The sequence below is a fragment of the Pseudomonas sp. LBUM1669 genome (assembly GCF_059695705.1).
The window spans coordinates 500,273-520,750 of sequence record NZ_CP166784.1 but is presented as its reverse complement, the minus strand read 5'-3'; the positions used below and the strand labels follow the sequence as shown (position 1 = coordinate 520,750).

At 60.7% G+C, this 20,478-nt stretch carries 13 protein-coding genes; 4 read left to right on the top strand and 9 right to left on the bottom strand.

Going from position 1 to position 20,478, the window contains the following annotated elements; genetic code table 11:
* Positions 1-122: 122 nt before the first annotated feature.
* The 9 genes from ACA051_RS02385 to glnE all read right to left on the bottom strand — a co-directional run bounded on the left by ACA051_RS02385 (position 123) and on the right by glnE (position 10,812).
* Positions 123-458 carry a YceK/YidQ family lipoprotein gene (locus tag ACA051_RS02385; protein ID WP_497307349.1) on the bottom strand — a complete coding sequence of 112 codons (336 nt, stop codon included), beginning with the start codon at positions 456-458 and terminating at the stop codon, positions 123-125.
* Positions 459-606: 148 nt separating this feature from the next.
* A complete protein-coding gene (locus tag ACA051_RS02380) occupies positions 607-2,058 on the bottom strand; it encodes a lipopolysaccharide kinase InaA family protein (RefSeq protein WP_497307348.1) in 1,452 nt (483 codons plus the stop codon).
* A complete protein-coding gene (locus ACA051_RS02375; RefSeq protein ID WP_497307346.1) occupies positions 2,058-2,810 on the bottom strand; it encodes a lipopolysaccharide kinase InaA family protein in 753 nt (250 codons plus the stop codon). Before ACA051_RS02375 ends, ACA051_RS02380 begins: the two co-directional genes overlap by 1 nt.
* Entirely contained in the window at positions 2,807-3,541 is a 735-nt protein-coding gene (locus ACA051_RS02370) for a lipopolysaccharide kinase InaA family protein (protein ID WP_497307344.1), read from the bottom strand. The genes ACA051_RS02375 and ACA051_RS02370 overlap by 4 nt, the downstream gene beginning before the upstream one ends.
* Complete coding sequence (gene rfaP / locus ACA051_RS02365; RefSeq protein ID WP_497307343.1) at positions 3,541-4,347, bottom strand: lipopolysaccharide core heptose(I) kinase RfaP; 807 nt, start codon at positions 4,345-4,347, stop codon at positions 3,541-3,543. Before rfaP ends, ACA051_RS02370 begins: the two co-directional genes overlap by 1 nt.
* A complete protein-coding gene (locus ACA051_RS02360; RefSeq protein WP_497373368.1) occupies positions 4,347-5,468 on the bottom strand; it encodes a glycosyltransferase family 4 protein in 1,122 nt (373 codons plus the stop codon). Before ACA051_RS02360 ends, rfaP begins: the two co-directional genes overlap by 1 nt.
* Positions 5,468-6,529, bottom strand: a complete 1,062-nt coding sequence (waaC, locus tag ACA051_RS02355) for a lipopolysaccharide heptosyltransferase I (protein ID WP_497307341.1) — start codon at positions 6,527-6,529, stop codon at positions 5,468-5,470. Before waaC ends, ACA051_RS02360 begins: the two co-directional genes overlap by 1 nt.
* 1 nt (position 6,530) lies before the next feature.
* Complete coding sequence (gene waaF, locus ACA051_RS02350; protein WP_497307339.1) at positions 6,531-7,565, bottom strand: lipopolysaccharide heptosyltransferase II; 1,035 nt, start codon at positions 7,563-7,565, stop codon at positions 6,531-6,533.
* Between the two features lie 307 nt (positions 7,566-7,872).
* Entirely contained in the window at positions 7,873-10,812 is a 2,940-nt protein-coding gene (gene glnE, locus ACA051_RS02345; RefSeq protein ID WP_497373366.1) for a bifunctional [glutamate--ammonia ligase]-adenylyl-L-tyrosine phosphorylase/[glutamate--ammonia-ligase] adenylyltransferase, read from the bottom strand.
* 384 nt (positions 10,813-11,196) lie between these two features.
* Between glnE and aceE the strand changes: the two genes are divergently transcribed.
* The 4 genes from aceE (at position 11,197) to ACA051_RS02325 (ending at position 20,388) form a co-directional block, all read left to right on the top strand.
* Entirely contained in the window at positions 11,197-13,842 is a 2,646-nt protein-coding gene (gene aceE / locus ACA051_RS02340; RefSeq protein WP_497307336.1) for a pyruvate dehydrogenase (acetyl-transferring), homodimeric type, read from the top strand.
* Positions 13,843-13,853: 11 nt separating this feature from the next.
* Positions 13,854-15,836, top strand: a complete 1,983-nt coding sequence (gene aceF / locus ACA051_RS02335; protein ID WP_497373364.1) for a dihydrolipoyllysine-residue acetyltransferase — start codon at positions 13,854-13,856, stop codon at positions 15,834-15,836.
* A 269-nt stretch (positions 15,837-16,105) separates the two neighbouring features.
* Positions 16,106-17,500, top strand: coding sequence for an alkaline phosphatase D family protein (locus ACA051_RS02330; protein WP_497373362.1), 1,395 nt, complete (start codon positions 16,106-16,108; stop codon positions 17,498-17,500).
* A 194-nt stretch (positions 17,501-17,694) separates the two neighbouring features.
* Positions 17,695-20,388 (top strand): putative bifunctional diguanylate cyclase/phosphodiesterase, encoded by a 2,694-nt coding sequence (locus ACA051_RS02325; protein ID WP_497373360.1) that lies wholly within the window; start codon positions 17,695-17,697, stop codon positions 20,386-20,388.
* Positions 20,389-20,478 lie beyond the last annotated feature (90 nt).

Genomic DNA, 20,478 nt, shown 5'->3' with positions numbered 1-20,478 from the left:
CTCAAAAATTAATGTGCCCCTCGCAAGGGGCGAGAGACAGCTAAAGGGCGGGATTATAGCGTAAACATGGCGGGAATGACCCAGCGCTTATTGCCCTCCTGGACGAAAGCGTGGCATCCCGCTTATCCGCGACCTGCCCGCCAGTAAATACCGAGATTGCCGTCGGTGGCCTGGCGATAAATCGTATAGGGCAAGGAAACGGTGTCCATGACCCCCGACAGGGCCAGGTCCAGCAACACAAAGGGGACAAGGAAGCCGGTGGGATCAGGCGGGGCATTCAAGATGCAGAAGTCGTAGGCCAGGCCGCTGTACATGCGGGGGATGGACTGGCAGTAGGTTTTTTGTTTTCGCAGGCCGCGAGTGGCGTCTTCGTCATCTTGCAGCACCGTCAGTGCGGTCCCGCAACCTGATAAAGCCAGTGAGATAGTACCGATCGCAACAGCCGTTTTTATGGTCAAAATTTGCCCTCCGTGAACATCAGGCAAACTAGCATCGCGGCTATTCAGGGCACAGTTCATGGGGTCTGGGGATCATGTAGGACAGTTCGCAAGAACTTGTCTCCTCAATCTCGGTTGACTGTTCCGACGATAGGGTCGAAGACCCGATTCAGGCAGCGCCCGAGATGTCCTTGGGCAGACGCTGATCGATGACCTGATACAGCGCGCTGCTCTCGGGCCAGTTACGCATGAACCGCGCCCGGTCCCGCGCATACGCCGGGGCAAAGCTCCCCACAGAGCCATGCTGACACATCGAATCCAGATCGATCAGCGCCCAGCGATCCTGCTGCCAGAACAGGTTATGTCCCTTGAAATCCCCATGACTGATGCGCTCACGGATCAGCTCGGCAAACAAATGATCCAGCGCCAGCAATTCAACTTCGGGCGCAGCACCACTGTCGACATACGGCGCAAAGCGCTCAATGATGTCCGGCCCCGGCAGATACTCGGTCACCAGGTACGCCCGGCTGCGCAACCAGAGAAAACGCTTTTCCAGCAACGCCAACGGTTTGGGCGTGGCGATGCCGAGGAACGCGAGGCGATTGCCTTCGCGCCACGAGTGCCAGGCACGGCTCGGGCGCCAGAAGCGTTTGAGCCAGTGTGCAAAGCCTTTGATGTTGTAGCGCTTGATCACCAGCGTCCGACCATCAACCTCGACTTTTCCTACGCTCGCCGCGCCGCCGGTCTTGTACAAATGACCCTGATCGAGCAACGCATCGGCCTGCTCCAGCACCGGCAGCATAGCTGCTGCTTCTTCGCGACGAATGGCCCGCAGGCCGAACGCGCCGCGCTGAACGCTGAACAACGAGCACTCGCGGCCCACCTTGATCAGATAGTCCTTCAAACGCCAACTGCGAACCTTGTCGATCTGCTTCTGCAACGCTTCCATCGGCAACGCGTGTTCGCCGTTACTCAGCAGGTAATACACCAGCAATTCTTCGGTGAACGGTTCCAGCGACTTGGGCAACTGGGCGAAGAACACGCCGAGGTTTTCCAGGACCTTTTGCCGTGACAGCGGCTGGCCCGGCGTTTCAGCACAGACGCCGCCGCCATCGATCAGGTACAACCGACCTCGCTGACGCAAAAGGTTGTCCAGGTGCAGGTCTTCCTGCCAGAGCCCCTTGCGATGCATTTGGCCAATGGCGCCCAACGCCTCGGCCAGCACGGCCCCTTGCATATCCGCCAGCACTGGCAAGTGTTCGACTTTTTTCCAGGTCTCCCCCAGGCTTTCGGCACCCTCAAGGAAATCGAACAGCAACCAGCCGCCCTCGCCTTCTTTCAGGCCGTCCACCAGCAACTGGGGCGTGGTCAGCCCTTGATCGGCGAGCAAACGCACGCCGTCCAGTTCACGCTGAAAATGCCGCGCCGCCTTGCTGCCGACCAACAACTTGGCCAGTACCGGCCGACCGCGCCACACGCCGGCGCCGACGTAACGCTGCCCCGGCAATACGCGCAACAAGCTCAGCAACTGCAGCTCGGCGGGCCCGGCGGCGTCGGCCAGTGAAATACTCATCGGCAAGCTCGGGCTGCGACCGGCGCCTTTCAATTCGGACAAGCGCATCAGCGCGCCTCCTTGTGACTGCGTCGCGCGGTCAGGCGCGAAACCCAACTGTCCACCAGCGAACTGTCCCGTGGCTGATCCACGTAAACCGACAACAACTCGCGCAACTGCGCTTCAGTCCATTCCGGGGCGCGGCGCAGCAGCGGCTCCAGGTCCTTGACCCGGTCACGCTGGCCGAACAGCAACGGCCGGGTTTTTTCCAGGTCGATCAACTGCGCCTGATAACCGTCGCCCGTGGCCTGCAGAAAAATGTGTTTGGGGTAGAAGCAACCGTGGACCTGGCGCACGCCGTGCAGGCGCCGCGCCAGTTCGCCACAGGCTTTCATAATGGCCGAGTGTTGCGCCTCGCTCAGGTCCGACCAGCGCTGCAACAGCGAATCCAGATCGTCCCAACCGTCCAGCGCGCGCGTCAGCAGAACCGCCCGCACTTCCCCGTCGACTTTGCGCTCACCAAAAAACGCCGCTTTCAGCGCCGGAATACCCAACTTCTGATAACGACTGATGTTGCGAAACTCGCGGGCAAAACTCGGTTCGCCGAACGGCGCATGGAAGGTGCGCGTCAGGTAGTTGCTCTGGCGCTTGAGGTAGAAGCCATGACCTTCCAGATCCAGCCGAAACACGCTGCTCCAGCCGCCACCGACGGTGTTGGGTTCATCCACCGCGTCGAGCTGCCGAGCCCACAGTGCGTCAAAAGTGCCGAGGCCGTGACGCTCAAGCAGCGCACGGTCTTCAGCGGCCAGAAAATCAGTCATTCGCGTCCCTCGAAAAATCTCACCACGTGCCGGATGCGTTTTTTGTCGTCGGCGTTCAGCCGGTCACGCTGGCGGTATTGCAGGTAAAAGCGCAAGCGCTGGGTGGCCGACAGGTGATATTTGGCCACCTTGTCGAGACAGGCCAGGTCCTTGGTGATCCGGTACTTGAGCCAGAAGCCGCGCCAGAAATCGCCGTTGGGGCAATCGATCAGGAACAGCTTGGCCTCGTCGTCGATCAACAGGTTGCGCCACTTCAAATCGTTATGGGTGAAACGGTTGTCGTGCATGGTCCGGGTGTAACCGGCCAACTGACGACTGACCGTATCGACCCAGGCGCGGTCCGCCAACTTGGGATCGTGCCGGTCTGCGAGGGCCGACAAGTCTTCGGTGTTGGGCAGTTCGCGGGTGATCATCGCGCCACGGGCATACGCCGCACCGCGCCGCTCCAGCCCCCAGGCAACCACTTCAGCGGTCGGAATGCCCCACTTGGCGAAACGCTTGAGGTTCTGCCATTCGGCCTTGACCCGAGGCTTGCCCAAATAACGGCGCAGGCCTTTGCCGGCACCTACGTAACGTTTGACGTAATAATTGACGCCGTTGCGATTGACGCGGATGACCTCGGACAACGGGTCGCGGGTCAAGCGTTCGCCCTGCAGCTCGAACACCGCTTCCAGGCTGCCAAAATCTTCCGCCAGGTCGCTGTATTCAGGTTCCAGTTTCCAACCCGGCATCAGAGCGCATCCCCGTATCGCTGTTTACGGTCGTAGAGTTTGTTGGCCTTGCCTTCGAGCCAGGCGAGCAATCCGGCTTCCTCGCCCAGAATCTGGCGCAAGGGCTGTTGGAAGTAGCCTTTGAGGAAGCGCAGCTTGTCGCGTCTGGTCAGACCGATGTCCAGGGCCGAAAAGTACAGCGCCGCCAGATCCTTGTTGCGCCAGCGCTGGGTGATCGCCGGGCGGGTCTGGGCGCGGTGCAGGTCGATCACCGAGAGCTTGAAGTCGTCGGCCGTCACCGGTTTATCGGTGTGCAGCAGGAAGTGACAGATGTAGCAGTCGCGGTGGTTGACCCCGGCGCGGTGCATCATGCCGGTCATGCGCGCGACCTCGGCGATCAGCGCGCGCTTGAGTTTGGGCTCGGGCGGGTTCTTGATCCAGTCGATGCTGAAGTCTTCGAGGCTGACGGTGGGCGCCAGCTCTTCGGTGACGATAAACGAGTGCTGATCCGCCGGGTTGCTGCCCTTCTCGCCGTAAGCGACGGCGGTCATGGTCGGCACGCCGACTTCTTTCAGGCGCTGAATGGCCTTCCACTCCTGGCCCGCGCCGAGTACCGGCAGCTTGGCCGTCAGCAGATTCTTGAAGATCTCGCCCCAACCGATGCCACGGTGGATCTTGACGAAAAAGCCATTGCCGTTCACTTCAGTGCGCAAGGTCCGGCGCGCTTCCAGTTCACGGTAAACCTCGCCCTGCAAGCCTTCGACTTCGGTGAACGCATCGCGTCCGGCCCAAAGGCTCTTGAACGGTTCAGCCAGCATCAACTTCATTAAGCGTGCTCCGCCAGAATCACATCGGCCGCGTGCTGCGGCATGCTGTAGAGGTCGGCCGTCTCAGCGAAGGCCAGACCGTTGCGGCTCCAGGCCGCCCGTGCTTGAGCGTCGTTCAACATGCCGGTCAGGTACTGGGTCAGTTGCGCCTGATCGAACGGTTCGTCCAACACCAGGCCAGCGTCGGCCTCGGCGATGTAATGGGCGTAACCACAGACCGCACTCACCAATACCGGCAATCCGGCCACCAAGGCTTCGAGCAACACAGTCCCGGTGTTTTCGTTATACGCCGGATGAATCAGCAGTTCGGCACCCAGCAGGAAACGCGGGATATCGCTGCGGCCCTTGAGGAACGTCACATTGTCGCCGAGCCCCAAGGTGGCGCTCTGCATCTGGAATAATTTGGGGTCATCCTGGCCAATTACAAACAGCCGGGTGCGTTTCTTCAGATCAGCGGGCAACGCAGCCAGCGCCTTAAGACTGCGATCCACGCCCTTGGTCTTGAACCCGGAGCCGATCTGCACCAGCAGCAGCTCATCATCCTTGAGGTTGAACTCGCGACGGAAATCGGCACGGATTTCAGCGGCATTCGCCGGCGCGCGACGGTCCTGGGAAATACCCGGTGGCAGCAAATGGAAGCGTTCCAGCGGTGTGTCGTAATGCTTGATGAACAGCGGCTGCTGGACTTCGGAAATCATCAGCACTTCAGTCTTGGCGTCCTTGGCGAACACCGCGCGCTCGTACTCGGCGAAGTGCCGGTAGCGGCCCCAACGGCGGTACAGCGAGTTGCGCAGGTTCTGCGCCTTGTCTTCGAAACAGCCGTCGGCGGCGTAGTAAACGTCCAGCCCCGGCATTTTGTTGAAGCCGATCAGACGGTCCACGGGACGCTTGGCCAGGTCCGCTTCCATCCACTCGCTGAGCTTTTCATTACGGCGATGGTTGAAGAAGGCTTTGACCGGTGCCACCAGCACTTCGAAACCCGGCGGGACATCGCCTTCCCAGATCAGCGTGTAGACGCGAATCTGATGGCCGCGCTGTTGGCACTCCAGGGCGATGCGCATGAAGTCGCGCTGCAAGCCCCCGAACGGAAAGTACTTGTACAAGACGAATGCCAATTGCATCAGCGCAGCTCCTCAGCCAGTAACAACGTGCTCAGTCGGGTCGCGACACGCTCGGGATTCAGACGCGTGAAGCACAGGGGCCACTCGCGTTTCAGGTCGAACTGACGGGCATCTTCGGCCGTCGGTTGATACGTACATTTCTTTTGCAGGCACGGCGCGCAGGGGAAGTCGCTGGCGATGTGAATCTGTGCCTTGCCGTAGGCGCCGGTCAGCCCCGGGTTGGTCGGGCCGAACAGCGACAGGGTCGGTACGTCGAGTGCGGCGGCCAAGTGGCCGAGGCCGGTGTCCACAGCCACGCAGGCCTGAGCGCTGGCGAGTACTTTGCCGACACCCGCCAGGTTCAGTTTGGGCAGCACTTCGACATGTCGAAACCCTGCGGCAATCCGTTCGGCCCGGGCTTTTTCAATGGGATTGCCCCACGGTAGTTTCACGGCGACACCCAGATAACCCACGCGCTCGGCCAGTTCACGCCAATAGGCTTCCGGCCAGTGCTTGGTGTCCCAGGTGGTGCCGTGCAGAAACAGCACGTACGGATTCTTGCGCGGCAGTTCCACCAGGCGTTCGACGTTCAGGCCGTAATCGCCCAGGCCTTTGGGCAAGTCGTAGCCCAGTGCCAGGGCGAACAATTGACGCACCCGCTCTACCGCGTGTTGTCCACGGCCCACCGCCAGGCGACGGGAATAAAAACGTGCGGCGATGGGCTCGCGCGCCGAGTCCTTGTCGAGCCCGGCGACCGGTGCTTTGACATAGCGCGTCAACCAGGCGCTTTTCAGCAGGCCCTGGGCATCAATCACCAGATCGTATTGGGTCGCGCGAACGCTTTGCTTGAAGCGCTTCCACTCGCCACTTTTTAGGGTTTGCCAGAGGTTCTTGCGCCAGCGACGGATCGCCACCGGAATCACCTTGCCCACGGCCGGGTGCCAGGTCGGGATTTCGGCGAAGCCTTCTTCCACAACCCAGTCGAACGTGATGCCGGGGATCGCCCGCGCCGCGTCGGTCAACGCTGGCAACGCGTGAATCACGTCGCCCAGCGAAGAAGTCTTGATCAGCAGAACGCGCAAACTATTTGACCTCGACCACAGTGCCTTGCAACCGCTGCAAGGCTTCGTTCACCGCTTGCGGCATGAGTTGGCGCAGACAGTTGTAATGACCGAAGCGGCAGGTGCGATCGAAGCACGGGCTGCATTCGAGGCCCAGACGCACGATCTCGACGTGCTCGGCCAAGGGTGGCGTGAAGCCCGGCGACGTCGAACCGTAGACCGCCACCAGCGGACGGTTCAGCGCTGCGGCGACGTGCATCAGGCCGGAGTCGTTGGACACCACCGAATCGGCGCAGGACATCAAGTCAATGGCCTCGGCCAGGGAGGTGCCGCCACTGAGGTTGACCGACTCTTCGCGCAGACCGGGAATCAGCCGCGCGCGGATATCTTCGCCGACCGCGTGATCGTTTTTCGAACCGAACAACCAGACCTGCCAGCCTTCGCGGATCTTCGCTTCGGCGACCTTGGCGTAGTGCTCGGACGGCCAGCGCTTTGATTCGCCGAACTCGGCGCCGGGGCACAGGGCCAACACCGGACGGTCGAGGGCCAGACCGAACTTGGCCAGCGCCGCCTCGCGGGTGACCGGGTCGATCTGCAGGCTCGGCCGTGGATACGGTGTCGGCAGTTCGGCACCGCGCTCATAAGCCAGCGCCATGAAGCGCTCGATCATCAGCGGATAACGTTCTTTATCCAGCGTACGCACGTCATTAAGCAGGCCGTAGCGGAATTCGCCGCGCCAGCCGGTGCGTTTCGGGATGCCGGCGAAGAACGGCACCAGCGCCGACTTCAAGGAGTTTGGCAGCAGGATCGCCTGGTCGTACTGGCCGGCCAGGGATTTGCCGATGCGCCGACGCGTCGCCAGCTCCAAGGCGCCGTGGCCGAGTGGAAAGCTCAAGGCCTGACGAACTTCGGGCATGCGCTCCAGGATCGGCCGGCTCCATTCGGGGGCCAGGACGTCGATTTCGCATTGCGGGTGGCGTTGCTTGAGACACTGAAAAAGTGTCTGCGCCATCACCATGTCACCGACCCAACTGGGCCCAACGATCAGAATTTTCATGTGGTTTCCATAAACGAGCCGGGGAGGCATACGCCTCCCCGCCTCGAGAATCCAGCACCCGCAGCCTTGGCTGCCAGGTCATTTGGACGAGCCGGTTGGGGCTCGTCGGATCAATTTCATACACATCAATTTCAGTCAGCATAAAACTGTGTGGCGAGGGAGCTTGCTCCCGCTGGGCTGCAAAGCAGCCCCAAAACCTGCCACTGAGTTTCATCTGGCGAACCGCGCCGACTGAGTTACGACTGCTTCGCAGCCGAGCAGGAGCAAGCTCCCTCGCCACAAAAGCCCGCCACCTTCCAGGTCAGTTTCAGCTTAACCCCAGCTCACGCCAAATCCGCAATACCTGCCGGCGTTCATCGACAAACTGGTCGCCCGGTATCACCCCGGCGTCCTTCTGCAAGGCCTGTCGGTGCGCGGCGGAGCGGTAGGCTTTGTAGGCCTCGCGCAACAGGCTGGCGTCTTCGGCGGGCATCAGCCCTTCGTGCTCCAGCTCTTCCAGAATGCGGATGTTATCCGTCCAGCGCAGCAATGGCGGGTGTGTTTCGGACCACGCCAGGGCCGCGTATTGCACCATAAATTCAATATCGACGATACCTCCGGCGTCCTGCTTGAGATCGAACGGCGCCGTGGCCTCGAAGGCGTTTGCCGCAGTGCCGGCCGCGGTGCTCTTGCTGCCGAGGTTATCGCGCATCTTGGCGCGCATTTCGCTGACCTCCTGACGCAAGGTCGTCAGGTCCCGTGGCTTGCCCAATATCGCCGCGCGCACCTTCTCGAATGCCTGGCCGACATCCTGGCTGCCCACCAGCACCCGCGCCCGCACCAGCGCCTGATGTTCCCAGGTCCAGGCTTCGTTTTCCTGATACCGGGCAAACGCCCCGACCGAACTCACCAGCAACCCAGAGGCGCCGGAAGGCCGCAGCCGCATATCGACTTCATACAGCTGGCCGGAGTTGGTCTGAGCCGTGAGCAAGTGAATGATCCGCTGCCCCAGCCGGGTGAAGAATTGCGCGCCGTCGATAGGTTTCGGCCCGTTGGTTTCCGCCTGTGGATCACCGTCGTGGATGAACACCAGGTCCAGGTCCGAACCATGCCCCAGTTCCAGGCCGCCGACTTTCCCATAACCGACAATGATGAAGCCCGGATCGCACAACGTGCCATCGGTGCGCAAAGGCGTGCCGTATTTGGCCACGGTCTGGCGCCAGGCCAGGGCCAGCACTTGCTCGAGGATCGCTTCAGCGAGCCAGGTCAGGTAATCGCTGACTTTCATCAACGGCAGGCTGCCGGCAATTTCCGAAGCGGCGACCCGTAAACGGTGCGCCAGTTTGAAATGCCGCAAGGCTTCCATTTGCTGTTCGAGGTCGTCTTCGGGAATCCGGGTCAGACGCTCACGCAATTCAGCGGCCAGTTCCGGCGCCAGGGGCGGTTTGAACAATCGCCCTTCATTGAGCAACTCGTCGAGCAGCAGCGGGAAGCGGGTGATCTGCTCGGCGATCCATGGGCTCGCAGCGCACAAGGTCAGCAAACGTCGCAACGCGCCGGGGTTCTCGGTCAGCAACACCAGATACGCCGAACGGCGGGCCACCGCCTCAACCAGCGGCAGCACACGCTCCAGCACCAGATCCGGATTGGCATGCTCGACCGCCTGAGCCAGCAACCTCGGAATAAACGCATCGAGGCGTTCGCGCCCCAAGCGTTGCATCGCGCGCAGTTGCGGGCTGCCGCGCAGACCGACCAACGCTTTCAGGGCCTTGGTGGGGTCGGCAAAACCGCCCTCTTCCAACTGGCGGCAGGCGGCTTCTTCATCCTGGGCTTCTTCCCACAGCGGCAGCCATTCGCCGCCGACCACCACTTCGCTTTCCGTGCCTTCCTCTTCATCGGGATCGGCAATCACCTGACCGAAGTGCCACGCCACGCGGCCCCGCCAGTACATCAATTGCTCATGGAAAGCCTCCCAGTCGGCAAATCCCAACATAAAGGCAATGCGCGCCTGATCCTGCGCGCCGTCCGGCAGCATCTGGGTCTGGCGGTCGGCAATCGCCTGGATCGCGTGCTCGGTGTACCGCAGGAACTCGTAGCCTTCGCGCAGTTCGCTGATCACGGCCGGTGGCAGGTAACCCTGACCTTCCAGGGTACTCAGTACTTTTAATAGAGGACGTTGCTGCAGGCTCAGGTCGCGACCGCCGTGGATCAGCTGGAACGCCTGGGCGATAAACTCCACTTCGCGGATGCCGCCGGAGCCGAGCTTGATGTTGTCGGCCATGCCCTTGCGCCGCACTTCCTGCTGGATCAGCTGCTTCATGGTGCGCAGCGCTTCGATCGCCGAGAAGTCGAGGTAACGCCGGTAAACGAACGGGCGCAGCATCTCTTGCAGTTGCGCGCCGGCCACTTGATCGCCAGCCACCACCCGCGACTTGATCATCGCGTAGCGTTCCCAGTCGCGGCCCTGGTCCTGGTAATACTGCTCCAGCGCGTTGAAGCTCAGCACCAGCGCACCGGCCGAACCGTAGGGCCGCAGACGCATGTCGACGCGGAATACAAAACCATCGACGGTCATCGGGTCCAGCGCCTTGATCAAGCGCTGGCCGAGACGAATGAAGAATTCCTGGTTATCCAGCGAGCGTTTCACACCAACGGTTTCGCCGCCCTCGGGGTAGGCGAAGATCAGGTCGATGTCCGACGACAGATTGAGCTCCACTGCCCCGAGCTTGCCCATGCCGAGAATGACCATCTGCTGCGGCTCGCCACTGCGCCGTCCGGTGGGCACGCCGAACTGCTGGCAATGCCGCGAGTACAACCACTGATAGGCCTGATCGATGCTCGCATCGGCCATGTCCGAGAGGTCGCGGCAGGTCTGGACCAGGTCGGCCTGGCGAGTCAGGTCGCGCCAGATGATCCGCACTTGCTGACGGGTGCGCTGACGGCGCAAGGCACGACCTAGCTCGTCGTCGGTTTCGGCCGCATTCACCGCCGCCGCGATCTGCCCGCACAACTCGCCGGGCGCGAAACTGCGGTCCAGTTCGCCGGACTGCACCAGCGCCAGCAACATCAAGGGGTCACGCACGCTCTGTTCGGTCACGAAGTCGCTGGCGGCGGTGACGCGGGCGAATTGCGCCCAGCGTTCAGGCGTCCAGGCAGACAGGCCATGGTCGTCGTCGAGTTCGGCAACGGCGGTGCGGAACGACTGCTCGGCGCGGGTGACAAACGGCAGGAGAATGCCGGGCAGTTCGGCAAGCGGAGGGAGGCTCATGGTCTATCCTTGATCGGCGTGTAGAGGGCGGCATGTAGTGAATTTTCAAAATGCACTACGTGATCGACTGTCGAACAAAGGTTAGAAATAGCTGAAATTTCTCTATTTTTGGCAGACCGCATCAAGCTTTCACCTTTTTCGGTTGGCAAAAGACCAACCTTAACGATTATTCTCACAACGCAGCCGGAGGCCACAAGCCGCTCATCTGTAGTTTTACTACTCGTATATACATCCAGATAGCTGAAATGCCCGATGATTTGTAGTAAAACTACACGCCGCCGGAACCTACCACTCGGCAATCCAAGAATTTATATCGTCTGCCCACAAGGCCAGTCGCAAACTCAGGCAACCGATTCTGGAAGCCTTTCCGCCCTGGAGCAAGCCATGCAAGACCTCGATCCCGTCGAAACCCAGGAATGGCTGGACGCCCTGGAATCGGTTCTCGACAAAGAAGGCGAAGACCGCGCTCACTATCTGATGACCCGTATGGGCGAACTCGCAACCCGCAGCGGTTCGCAGTTGCCTTACGCCATCACCACGCCATACCGCAACACCATTCCCGTTACCCACGAAGCACGCATGCCTGGCGACCTGTTCATGGAACGCCGCATTCGCTCGCTGGTACGCTGGAACGCGATGGCCATGGTGATGCGCACGAACCTGAAAGATTCGGATCTGGGCGGTCACATCTCCAGCTTCGCCTCCAGCGCCACCCTGTATGACATCGGCTTCAACTATTTCTTCCAGGCCCCGACCGACGAACACGGCGGCGACCTGATCTACTTCCAGGGCCACACCTCGCCAGGCGTTTACGCCCGTGCGTTCATGGAAGGCCGCATCACCGAAGACCAGATGAACAACTTCCGCCAGGAAGTCGACGGTCAGGGCCTCTCGTCCTATCCGCACCCTTGGCTGATGCCTGATTTCTGGCAGTTCCCGACGGTTTCCATGGGTCTGGGCCCGATCCAGGCGATCTACCAGGCACGTTTCATGAAGTACCTGGAAGCCCGTGGCTTCATTCCTGAAGGCAAGCAGAAAGTCTGGTGCTTCCTGGGCGACGGCGAGTGCGACGAGCCGGAATCCCTGGGCGCAATCTCGCTGGCTGGCCGCGAGAAGCTCGACAACCTGATCTTCGTCATCAACTGCAACCTGCAGCGCCTCGACGGCCCGGTTCGCGGCAACGGCAAGATCATTCAGGAACTCGAAGGCGTGTTCCGCGGTGCTCAGTGGAACGTGACCAAAGTTATCTGGGGCCGTTTCTGGGACCCACTGCTGGCCAAAGACGTCGACGGTATCCTGCAACGCCGCATGGACGAAGTCATCGACGGCGAGTACCAGAACTACAAAGCCAAAGACGGCGCGTTCGTGCGTGAACACTTCTTCAACACGCCGGAACTCAAGGCGATGGTTGCTGATCTGTCCGACGACGAGATCTGGAAACTCAACCGTGGCGGCCACGACCCGTACAAGGTCTACGCGGCGTACCACGAAGCGGTCAACCACAAAGAACAACCGACCGTCATCCTGGCCAAGACCATCAAGGGTTATGGCACTGGTGCCGGCGAAGCGAAAAACACCGCGCACAACACCAAGAAGGTTGATGTTGAAAGCCTGAAGCTGTTCCGCGATCGCTTCGACATCCCTGTGCGCGACGAAGAGCTGGAAAACCTGCCGTTCTTCAAGCCAGAGCCAAACAGCGCCGAAGCCCGTTACCTGAGCGAACGCCGCACGGCACTGGGCGGTTTTGTGCCACAGCGCCGCGCCAAGAGCTTCGATATCCCGACACCGCCACTCAATACCCTCAAGGCTATCCTGGACGGCTCGGGCGACCGTGAAATTTCCACCACCATGGCCTTCGTGCGGATCCTCGCGCAACTGGTCAAGGACAAGGAAATCGGCTCGCGCATCGTCCCGATCATCCCGGACGAAGCCCGTACCTTCGGTATGGAAGGCATGTTCCGTCAGTTGGGCATCTACTCGTCCGTCGGCCAGCTCTACGAGCCAGTCGATAAAGACCAGGTGATGTTCTACAAGGAAGACAAGAAGGGCCAGATCCTCGAAGAAGGCATCAACGAAGCGGGCGCCATGAGCTCCTTCATCGCTGCCGGTACTTCGTACTCCAGCCACAACCAGCCAATGCTGCCGTTCTACATCTTCTATTCGATGTTCGGCTTCCAGCGTATCGGCGACCTCGCCTGGGCCGCTGGCGACAGCCGCACCCGTGGCTTCCTGATCGGCGGCACCGCCGGCCGGACCACGCTGAACGGCGAAGGCCTGCAACACGAAGACGGTCACAGCCACATCCTGGCTGGCACCATCCCGAACTGCCGCACCTTTGATCCAACCTACGGCTACGAGCTGGCGGTGATCATCCAGGACGGCATGAAGAAGATGACCGAAGAGCAGCAGGACGTTTTCTACTACATCACCGTGATGAACGAGTCCTATCAGCAGCCAGCCATGCCGGCCGGTGTCGAGGAAGGCATCATCAAGGGCATGTACCTGCTCGAAGAAGACACCCGCGAAGCGGCGCACCACGTTCAGCTGATGGGCTCCGGCACCATCCTGCGTGAAGTCCGTGAAGCAGCGAAGATTCTGCGTGAAGAGTTCAACGTTGCCGCAGACGTCTGGAGCGTTACCAGCTTCAACGAACTGCGTCGCGATGGCTTGGCCGTCGAGCGCAGCAACCGTCTGCACCCGGGCCAGAAGCCTAAACTGAGCTATGTCGAAGAGTGCCTGAACGGCCGTAAAGGTCCGGTCATCGCGTCTACCGACTACATGAAGCTGTTCGCTGAGCAAATTCGTCAGTGGGTCCCGTCCAAGGAATTCAAAGTCCTGGGCACCGACGGTTTCGGCCGCAGTGATAGCCGCAAGAAGCTGCGTCACTTCTTCGAAGTCGATCGTCAATTCGTGGTGTTGGCAGCCCTGGAAGCACTGGCTGACCGTGGCGATATCGAACCTAAAGTGGTGGCTGAAGCCATCGCCAAGTTCGGGATCAACCCGGAAAAACGCAACCCACTGGACTGCTGAGGAGACACTCTGTGAGCGAACTCATTCGCGTACCTGACATCGGCAGCGGTGAAGGTGAAGTAATTGAACTGTTTGTGAAGGTCGGCGACCGAGTCGAAGCCGACCAGAGCATTCTGACGCTGGAATCGGACAAGGCGAGCATGGAAATTCCTGCGCCGAAGGCCGGTATCGTCAAAGCGATCAAAGTGAAGCTGGGCGACCGCCTGAAAGAAGGCGACGAACTGCTGGAGCTGGAAGTCGAAGGTGCCGCTGCTGCGGCCCCTGCGGCTGCCGCTGCGCCGGCGGCCAAGGCTGAAGCAAAACCGGCTGCTGCTGCTGCGCCTGCCGCCGCGCCTGCGCCTGCCGCCGCGCCTGCTCCTGCTGCTGCGCCGGCTGCTGCCACTGCCCAGCAAGTGCACGTGCCGGACATCGGTTCGGCGGGCAAGGCCCAGATCATCGAGATCCAGGTCAAGGTCGGCGACACCGTCGAGGCTGATCAATCGCTGATCACCCTGGAATCCGACAAGGCCAGCATGGAAATTCCATCGCCTGCCGCTGGCGTGGTCAAGAGCATCAGCGTCAAGCTCAACGACGAAGTCGGCACTGGCGACCTGATTCTGGAACTGGAAGTGGCAGGTGCTGCGGCCCCGGCTGCTGCCGCGCCAGCTCAGGCTGCTGCACCGGCTGCCGCTGCTCCGGCGCCAGCCGCTGCGGCCCCAACTGCACCAGTTGCCGACAGCGTTCAGGACATTCATGTCCCGGATATCGGTTCGTCGGGCAAGGCCAAGATCATCGAAGTACTGGTCAAGGCGGGCGACACCGTCACCGCCGACCAGTCGCTGATTACCCTGGAATCCGACAAGGCGAGCATGGAAATTCCATCGCCTGCCGCTGGCGTGGTGGAAAGCATTTCCATCAAGCTGGATGACGAAGTCGGTACTGGCGACCTGATTCTGAAGCTGAAAGTCAAAGGCGCTGCACCTGCTGCTGCCCCGGCGACCGCCGCTGCTGCACCGAGCGCTCCTGCCCCGACCGCAGCGACGCCTGCTGCTGCGGCACCTGTCGCACCCGCGGCTGCACCGGCCAAGCCAGGCGCCAAGGTTCACGCTGGCCCGGCGGTACGCCAACTGGCCCGTGAATTCGGCGTCGAGCTGAGCGCGGTCGGCGCAAGCGGCCCGCACGGTCGTGTGCTGAAAGAAGACGTGCAGGTTTACGTCAAAGCCATGATGCAGAAGGCCAAGGAAGCACCGGCCGCTGCCGCTGGCGCAACCGGTGGCGCGGGCATCCCGCCAATTCCGGTCGTGGACTTCAGCCGCTTCGGCGAAACCGAAGAAGTGCCGATGACCCGCCTGATGCAAATCGGCGCGTCGAGCCTGCACCGCAGCTGGCTGAACATTCCGCACGTGACTCAGTTCGATTCGGCTGATATCACCGACCTGGAAGCGTTCCGTATCGCTCAGAAAGCCGTTGCAGAGAAGGCCGGCGTCAAGCTGACCATCCTGCCGCTGCTGCTCAAGTCGTGCGCGCACCTGCTCAAGGAACTGCCGGACTTCAACAGTTCGCTGGCACCAAGCGGCAAGGCGATCATCCGCAAGAAGTACGTGAACATCGGCTTCGCAGTCGACACGCCTGAAGGCCTGCTGGTACCGGTCATCAAGAACGTCGATCAGAAGAGCCTGTTGCAACTGGCAGCCGAGGCCGCTGTGCTGGCCGCCAAAGCCCGCGACAAGAAGCTCACCGCTGACGACATGCAAGGCGCCTGCTTCACCATTTCCAGCCTCGGCCACATTGGCGGCACCGGCTTCACGCCGATCGTCAACGCGCCGGAAGTGGCGATCCTCGGTGTTTCCAAGGCAACCATCCAGCCAGTCTGGGACGGCAAAGCCTTCCAGCCGAAACTGATGCTGCCACTGTCGCTGTCCTACGATCACCGTGTGATCAACGGCGCCGCTGCTGCACGCTTCACCAAGCGCCTGAGCGACCTGCTGGCGGACATCCGCACCATCTTGCTGTAACACCGACGGCCCTCCTTCACCGGAGGGCCTGTCGCGTTCCACGTTTTCCGAGCGCCACGCTCGTACCTCAACCCCGCCAATTTGGCGGGGCTTTTTTTGCCTTGAATAAAGCATCTTCCTACACTCGTGGTTTACATCGCCCACAACTCATGGCGACTTTCGCTCGATATTTTTTGCTGCTTAATAACTAGGCTTAGTTCGACAGAATTTTCTTATAAATACTGAAAACCTCACTTGCTTAGTTAACGTTATTTCGAACGGACTCGAACATGCTCAAACCAACTGTCGGCCCTATTATTGGCCATACTACAACTAACCACGTACGTATTTTTTTGCGCGGAGAACTTCAGGGTAACTCACTGGTATTTGCCGGCATTCGTTATCGGCGCGCGGGAGAAGAGCGTTGGTCGCAAGGTGTCTTCGCCAAACTGTCGATCTTGCGCGATATGTCCGATGTGATTGCACTCAACAACCTCGCCACCGACACCGAGTACGAATACCAGGCTGGATGGTTCAGCCCCATGAGTCCGGTGCACACCGTGGAGACCGTTCAGGAACTGCCGCTGCAATGGCCACGGGAGATTTATCGCTTTCGCACCCTGCCCAGCAAGGCCAGCACACCGCGGGCGTACATCGTCGGCTCATGCCGCTACCTGCGCATGACCGCGGGAATCCCTTCGGCACCTCGTCTGGGCGACCGGATTTTTGCCTCGATCACCGAACTTGCGCAGCAGGCCGAGCCGCCCATCAGCGCGATGTTGATGACGGGTGATCAAATTTACGTCGATGACCTGAACGTTATTGCACCCGACCGGGAATACAAGGAAATACTCAGCAAGTATCGCGCGGCGTTTTCCCAGCCGAATATCGCCAGGTTAATGTCCAACATCTCGACTTATATGATCCTCGACGATCATGAAATAGAAGACAACTGGCCCGCCAACGAAAGCAAGGCCGACGCCTATTTATATAAGAATGCCATGGCAGCCTATGAGATATACCAAGCCAGCCACAGTCCGGCGCATGACTTATTGGCTAACGGTCAAGTAAGCCGAAAACTGGAACAGTATTGGTATCAGTTCGCCGACGGCGATATTGAATGGTTTGTCACCGACAGCCGAACCCGCCGCAACCTGTCGCCCGATGATCGACGCATCCTCGACGAAGATCAGGAACAGGCGCTGTGTAAATGGCTGATCCACAGCCCGGCGCGGGTCAAGTTCGTGGTCACCAGCGTGATGTTCTACCCCGACCGCAAACTCAACGGTGATGACGCCTGGAAAGCCTTCCCGGAACAACGACTACGGCTGCTGGAGACGATTCGTACGCACCGCATCAAGAACGTCATCTTCGTTTCCGGCGATGTCCACGGCTCCCTGAGCAGTCGCCTGACCCACAGCGAGGATCCGGACTTCGACGTGCACACCATCGTGTCGTCACCGCTGTGCAACAGCAAATTGCTGCCGTATGCCTCCGCGTCCACCTTCATTCTCGATCAGGCGCTGGCGCGAACCGCTGCGGGAGATTATCGACATGAATTGACCAGCAAGGTGGTCAGCGAAGACAACTTTGCCCATCTGGTGGTGGATCGAGAGCAGATTCAGGTCAATTACCATGACCGGAACGGCCAGCACCTGCATTCGACCAGCATCCCGTTGCGCTAAGGCAATGAAGGCCAAATGCATTAGTTTTCGGCTCTTGCTGGAGAAATCTTCGCCCCTGCCGACATATTCTTATAGCACTTGGCCTTCATGTCTCTTGTCAGTCAGTGTCGCAATGATGCAACCTTGCCGCAGGCAACAGTAAAGAGGGCGAGAGCCCGGCGCGATCAGCACATTCGAAGCGAGTTTCCCTCCATATGAAGAGCCAACCCGATGCCGCCAGCCGTATGGTGGCCGAGGTAGTGACGCAATTGCCAGTGCCCTCGCGGCTCGGCATGCTGCGTTTCGAACGGCTGAATGAAGCTAGCTGGGCGCTACTGTTTCTCGATCCCAATTGCGAACGACAGTTTGGTCTGCCGGCCGTGGAGCTTTGTGCCCTGGTCGACTCACCGTATGCCAGCCTGATGGAGCCCGAAGCGCGCTATCAGCTGCACGACGCGATTCAGCAGCAACTCAGCGACAGCCCGCATTACCTGATCCGCTACAACCTGCACACCGCCAAAGGCTCCCTGAGCCTGCTCGAGTTGGGCGAAGCCTACCGACAACACAATCGACACCTGCTGCGCGGTTACCTGATGGTCGTGGACGGTTTGTTCGAGGGTGTCCCCCTGCTGCCGTCGCTGGACCTGGAAACCCAGAACTCGCGCCTGCAAATCGCCCTGGAACTCAATCAGCGCGCCCAGCTGGAACAACTGCAGCATCTGGATCGGGTCCGCGCCCAGCAAGACTTGATCCTGCTGCTGACCCGCCAGCGCTACAGCACCAACAATTCCCTGCAAGAAGCCGCCGAACTGATCACCCGCTGCGCCTGCGATATCTACGAAATCGACTGCGCCAGCCTGTGGAACCTCGACGGCTCGATGCTGGTGCCGATCTCGGCCTATCACCGTGCCTCCGGGGTTTACCAACTGCCGGATCCGATCGACGTCAGCGGCTTCCCGGATTACCTCGACGCCTTGCACAGCAGCCGCGCCATCGATGCGCACAACGCCATGCGCGACCCGCGCACCCGGGAAATGGCCGAGAGCCTGCGCCCACGCGATGTGAACGCGATGCTCGACGCCAGTATCCGCGTCGACGGCCAGGTGGTCGGCGTGCTGTGCCTGGAACAGACCGGCGCGACCCGCGCCTGGCAGTCGGACGAAATCGCCTTCGCCGGCGAGCTGGCCGATCAGTTCGCCCAAGTCATCAACAACCACAACCGCCGTACCGCCACGAGTGCCTTGCACCTGTTCCAGCGTGCGGTCGAGCAAAGCGCCAACGCCTTTTTGCTGGTCAATTGCGATGGCGTGGTGGAATACGTCAACCCAAGCTTCACGGCGATCACCCAGTACACCACCGAAGAAGTCCACGGCCAGCGGCTGTCGGAACTGCCGGCCCTGGAAAACCTCAGCGAACTGCTGTTCGACGCGCCCTCGGCGCTGGCCAAGAGCAACAGCTGGCAGGGCGAGTTCAAGAGCCGCCGTAAAAACCTCGAACCCTACTGGGGCCAATTGTCGATTTCCAAGGTCTACGGCGACAACCGTGAGCTGACGCATTACATCGGCATCTACGAAGACATCACCCAGACCAAGCTCGCCCAGCAGCGCATCGAGCGCCTGGCCTACACCGACAACCTGACCAATCTCGGTAACCGCCCGGCGTTCATCCGCAACCTCGACGAACGCTTCGCCCGAGACACCGATACACCGATCAGCCTGCTGCTGGTGGACATCGACAACTTCAAGCGGATCAACGACAGCCTCGGCCACCAGACCGGCGACAAACTGCTGATCAGCCTGGCCCGGCGCCTGCGCAACAGCCTGAGCCCGAGCGGCAGTCTGGCGCGCTTCGCCAGTAACGAATTCGCCGTGCTGCTGGACAACACCGACATGCGTGCCGGCCAACAGATCGCCAATCAATTGCTGGCGACACTCGACAAGCCGATGTTCGTCGACAACCAGCTGATCAGCGTCACCGGCTCCGTGGGCCTGGCTTGCGCGCCGCTGCATGGCCGCGATCCACAGACATTGATGCGCAACGCCGGCCTGGCGCTGCACAAGGCCAAGGCCAACGGCAAACATCAGGTCCAGGTGTTCACCGAAGCACTGAACGCCGAGGCCAGCTACAAGCTGTTCGTCGAGAACAACCTGCGCCGCGCCCTGACCCAGAACGAGCTGGACGTGTTCTATCAGCCTAAATTGTGCCTGCGCAGCGGTCGCCTGCTGGGCATGGAAGCGCTGCTGCGCTGGAACCACCCGGAAAAAGGCATGATCCGCCCGGATCAGTTCATCAGTGTCGCCGAAGAAACCGGCTTGATCATCCCCATCGGCAAATGGATCGCCCGCCAGGCCTGCCGCATGAGCAAAGACCTGACCGCCGCCGGCCTGGGCAATCTTCAAGTGGCGATCAACTTGTCGCCCAAGCAGTTCTCGGACCCGGACCTGGTGGCGTCCATCGCCAACATCCTCAAGGAAGAAGCGCTGCCAGCGAACCTGCTGGAGCTTGAGCTGACCGAAGGCCTGCTGCTGGAAGCCACCGAAGACACCCACTTGCAGCTCGATCAGCTCAAGCGCCTGGGCCTGACCCTGGCCATGGACGACTTCGGCACCGGTTATTCGTCCCTCAGCTACCTGAAAAAATTCCCGATCGACATCATCAAGATCGATCGAAGCTTCATCCACGAAATCCCGGACAACCAGGACGACATGGAAATCACCTCCGCCGTGATCGCCATGGCCCACAACCTGAAACTCAAGGTCGTGGCGGAAGGCATCGAGACCGCCGAGCAGCTTGCGTTTTTGCGGCGTCACCGTTGCGATGTCGGCCAGGGCTACCTGTTCGACCGCCCCATCCCGGGCGCCGAGCTGATCGAAAAGCTCAAGCGCTACCCGCGCGGCCCCATCGCCTGAAACTGGCTGAATGCTCTTTCTGCCTAGACACAAAACCCTGTGGGAGCGGGCTTGCTCGCGAAAGCGGCGTGGCAGTCGACATCGTTGTTG